The following is a 3,410-nucleotide window of genomic DNA, read 5'->3' on the forward strand; positions in this document are numbered from 1 at the left end:
TTTCCTTTCTGGCTCTGAAGATCAAAAGATCGCAGCCTTCGGCAGCTCCTACAGTTGCACCGTATTCCAAAGGTAGGAGCTGCCGAAGGCTGCGATCTTTTGACGTTGCGTCAGGCTTGTCCTTTCGCCTGCTGTTCCAGATGAACTTGCAGATCCGGATCGATCTGTAAAGCTGCGGCCAGCTCATCGAGATAGCTGCGTTCGGCGTCCTGTTGGTCGTCCACCAGCATGACGCTGGCCAGGTACATTTCGGCGGCTACGGCAGGATCGCCGTCAGCGGATTGCGCCACTTCGCGGGGATCCAGTGGCTTGGCGACTTCGCCATCAAGCCATTGTTGCAACTGCGGATCGGCGGTGTGTTTGCCGATTTCGCTGCTGATCAGGTGCTTTTCTGCGTCGTCGATGCGGCCGTCAGCCTTGGCGGCGGCGATCAATGCGCGCAGCACCGCGTGGCTGTGGGTTTCGATTTGCGGGCCGGCGAGCAGGTCGGCGGTTTGTGGCATATCTTGCGGCGCATTGCTGGCCTGGCTGCGTTGCCAGGCCTGGTACGCCTGGTAGGCCATCATCCCCAGCGATGCGAGCGCCGCGTAATTGGTCCCGCCGGTACGGCTTCGGCTACCGCCACCAAGTGCGCTTCCCAGGCCACCACCGCCGAGCAGGCCACCGAGTAAACCACCCAAGCCGCCGAGGCCACCCGAAGCAGCCGCCCCACCCGCTCCGGTCTGACTGCCGCCGCCCAACAGGCCACCGAGCAATCCGCCCAGACCGTCACCGGTCGAAGCCCCGCGTTGTTGTGCCGCCGAGGCCTGGCCTCGCAGCAGTTGTTCAAGCAAATCGCTGGTGTTCATGACGTTATCCTCCGAGGCCCCGGCCTGATTGCGTCTGGCAACGATAGACCGACGCAGCCATAGCGCCAGCACCGTTGGGCTGACGCCGGGTAACCGATGAAATCGCACCCGAGAAATTTTCCGCGAGCCAGCTAAGATTCATGGGTGGTGAACCTTATCCCGGCGAAACCGGTCGATAGCTGCAACCCGACCCGGTTTGCCGACGCCCTTTCTGATAATGGGCGATACCCGGCTTGCTTCACTTTCTGGAGAACGCCCCCGTGATATCCACCGTACACATCGCCAGGCTCAAAGCATGGGGCGCCCATGGTTTTACCGCGACTGGCGTGGTCACCGCCTTTCTTGCCACCCTCGCCCTGCTGGAAAACCAGCCGATCCATTGCCTGATGTGGCTGGGCGTGGCGCTGATCGTCGACGGCCTCGATGGCGCACTGGCGCGCAAGGTAAACGTGCAATCGGTGCTGCCGAGTTTCGACGGTTCGATCCTCGATCTGGTCATCGATTACCTGACGTATGTATTCATCCCGGCACTGTTTATCTACCGCTACATTCCCCTGCCTGATTACACCCTGTTGCTGACGGTGTCGGTGATCCTCGTGTCGTCGCTGTTCTGTTTCTGCAACGTCAACATGAAGAGCAAGGACAACTATTTTGTCGGCTTCCCGGCGGCCTGGAACGTGGTTGCGTTGTGTTTGTACATCATTGGTCCGGGACCGTGGATTACCTTCCTCACCGTAATCGCGCTGGCATTGCTGACGGTGACGCGGATGAAGTTCCTGCACCCGTTCCGCGTGCGTCGTTTCATGCCAATCAATATCGCGGTGACGGCGATCTGGCTGTTGTGCAGCCTGTCGCTGGTGCTCAATCACCCAGTGATCAATCCGCTGGTGATGGGTTTGTGGTTGCTGATGTCGGCTTATTTCCTCGGGATCTGCATCTGGCGCACGGCGCTGGAGTGGTTTGATCGCGGCCATTTGAAATAAGCACATCCCCTGTGGGAGCGAGCCTGCTCGCGAATGCGGTGGTTCCATCAACATCAAGGTTGACTGGCACACCGCTTTCGCGAGCAGGCTCGCTCCCACAGAGATATTCATCAATCAGGAGATCCGATGTGGACTAGCGCTTGGTAATCACCACCTCCAGATACTCACTCGGCACCACCAACGACGCCTCTCCTGCCCGATTCGAGCGATTGAGCAACGCCGTCAGATCATCCTCCAGCGCCTGCCCGGCCTCCGGCGACAACACCGCAAATGCCTTGTGCACCGGCCCGTACCAGTGCCGAAAGATGTCAATGAAATGCGCCGCCGAGCGATAGCGGAAATTGAAGTGGTTGCGGGATACCCGAACAAGAAAATCGAGATCATCGAACTGCTTGTGCAGCCACGCATCCGAGCCCCAGTTCGATGGCGGCTGAGCAACCGCTGGCGGCGGCAGATGCTGGCCGAGAATCTTGAACATCTGCCCGACGAAACCCTCCGGCGTCCAGTTCGCCATACCGATCCGCCCGCCGCGACGGCAAACCCGCCCCAGCTCACTCGCAGCGGTCACCTGATCTGGCGCAAACATCACCCCGAACGTGGACAGTACGGCGTCGTAACTTTCATCGGGAAACGGTAGCGCCTCGGCATCGGCCACCTGAAAAATCACCTCCAGATGTTCGGCCCGGGCGCGATCCTGACCACGCTCCAGCAGTGCCGCCACGTAATCGGTCGAGGTCACCACACAACCGCGCCGCGCCGCTGCCAGGGTCGCGTTGCCGTTACCGGCGGCGACATCCAGCACTTCTTCATCGCAGCGCAGATCGCAGGCCTCGGCGAGGCTTTCTCCGACGATTTGCAAAGTGGTGCCGATCACGGCGTAGTCGCCACTGGCCCAAGCGACTTTCTGACGTTCCTTCAGGGCAGTGAGATCAATCGGGGTACTCATGGCAGCGAGCTCCGTGGCCGATTCATACGCAGGTCATTCAGCAGTGGTCGGATCGATCACCCGCACCACTCGCGCTACGCTGTTGGCCGGGAAACCGCCGAGCCTGGCGTGCTCGCGCACCTGTTCTTCATCGGGAGCGATATACACACAATAGATTTTGTCGGCAGTCACATAGCTCTGCAGCCACTGCACTTGCGGCCCCAGATCCCTTAGTGCCTGACAGGAAGACTGCGAAACGGCTTTGAGTTCGTCCTCTGACAGCTTCCCTGCGCCTGGAATCTCGCGTTCAATCACGAATTTGGGCATGGCAACCTCACTGTTCTTTTTATAAGTGTTGGCGACGTTGCGAGATTGATAACGACCTCGCCCGCTCACTATCGCGCCAGCACCGGCCGCCGTCCTTGCCAATCGTCCGTCAGCCCTATAAATACGGCACTTTGCCGATGAGCGGTGAAGATCTGTCAAGCTCATGAAACACGGTACGTCGCGAAGCGAGCCTGGGATGCATGTCGTGGGAAGAAATCAGGGAAAAAGCATAATGGCTCAAGGTCGGTGACCCCTGAGCCATTGTCGCTTGATCAGGCGGCCGGTGCCTTGGCCTCCTCCAGCAACTGCTTGATCATCTGCTCCTGC

Annotated in this window: 4 protein-coding genes; 1 reads left to right on the forward strand and 3 read right to left on the reverse strand. The window is 59.6% G+C overall.

The features are described 5' to 3' along the window. Positions 1-110: 110 nt before the first annotated feature. The gene (locus D6877_RS12965) at positions 111-848 is read right to left on the reverse strand and encodes a tellurite resistance TerB family protein (protein ID WP_130911041.1); all 738 of its coding nucleotides are present in this window, start codon (positions 846-848) and stop codon (positions 111-113) included. A 260-nt stretch (positions 849-1,108) separates the two neighbouring features. Between D6877_RS12965 and pcsA the strand changes: the two genes are divergently transcribed. Further along, the gene (gene pcsA / locus D6877_RS12970) at positions 1,109-1,831 is read left to right on the forward strand and encodes a phosphatidylcholine synthase (RefSeq protein ID WP_130911042.1); all 723 of its coding nucleotides are present in this window, start codon (positions 1,109-1,111) and stop codon (positions 1,829-1,831) included. A gap of 133 nt (positions 1,832-1,964) precedes the next feature. On the opposite strand, the gene D6877_RS12975 is transcribed toward pcsA, so the two are convergent. Continuing rightward, the gene (locus D6877_RS12975) at positions 1,965-2,777 is read right to left on the reverse strand and encodes a class I SAM-dependent methyltransferase (protein ID WP_130911043.1); all 813 of its coding nucleotides are present in this window, start codon (positions 2,775-2,777) and stop codon (positions 1,965-1,967) included. 33 nt (positions 2,778-2,810) lie between these two features. Continuing rightward, positions 2,811-3,083 carry a DUF4242 domain-containing protein gene (locus D6877_RS12980; RefSeq protein WP_130911044.1) on the reverse strand — a complete coding sequence of 91 codons (273 nt, stop codon included), beginning with the start codon at positions 3,081-3,083 and terminating at the stop codon, positions 2,811-2,813. Positions 3,084-3,410: the final 327 nt, after the last annotated feature.

The sequence above is a fragment of the Pseudomonas sp. Sample_9 genome, assembly GCF_004307535.1.
Lineage (GTDB): Bacteria > Pseudomonadota > Gammaproteobacteria > Pseudomonadales > Pseudomonadaceae > Aquipseudomonas > Aquipseudomonas mercuritolerans.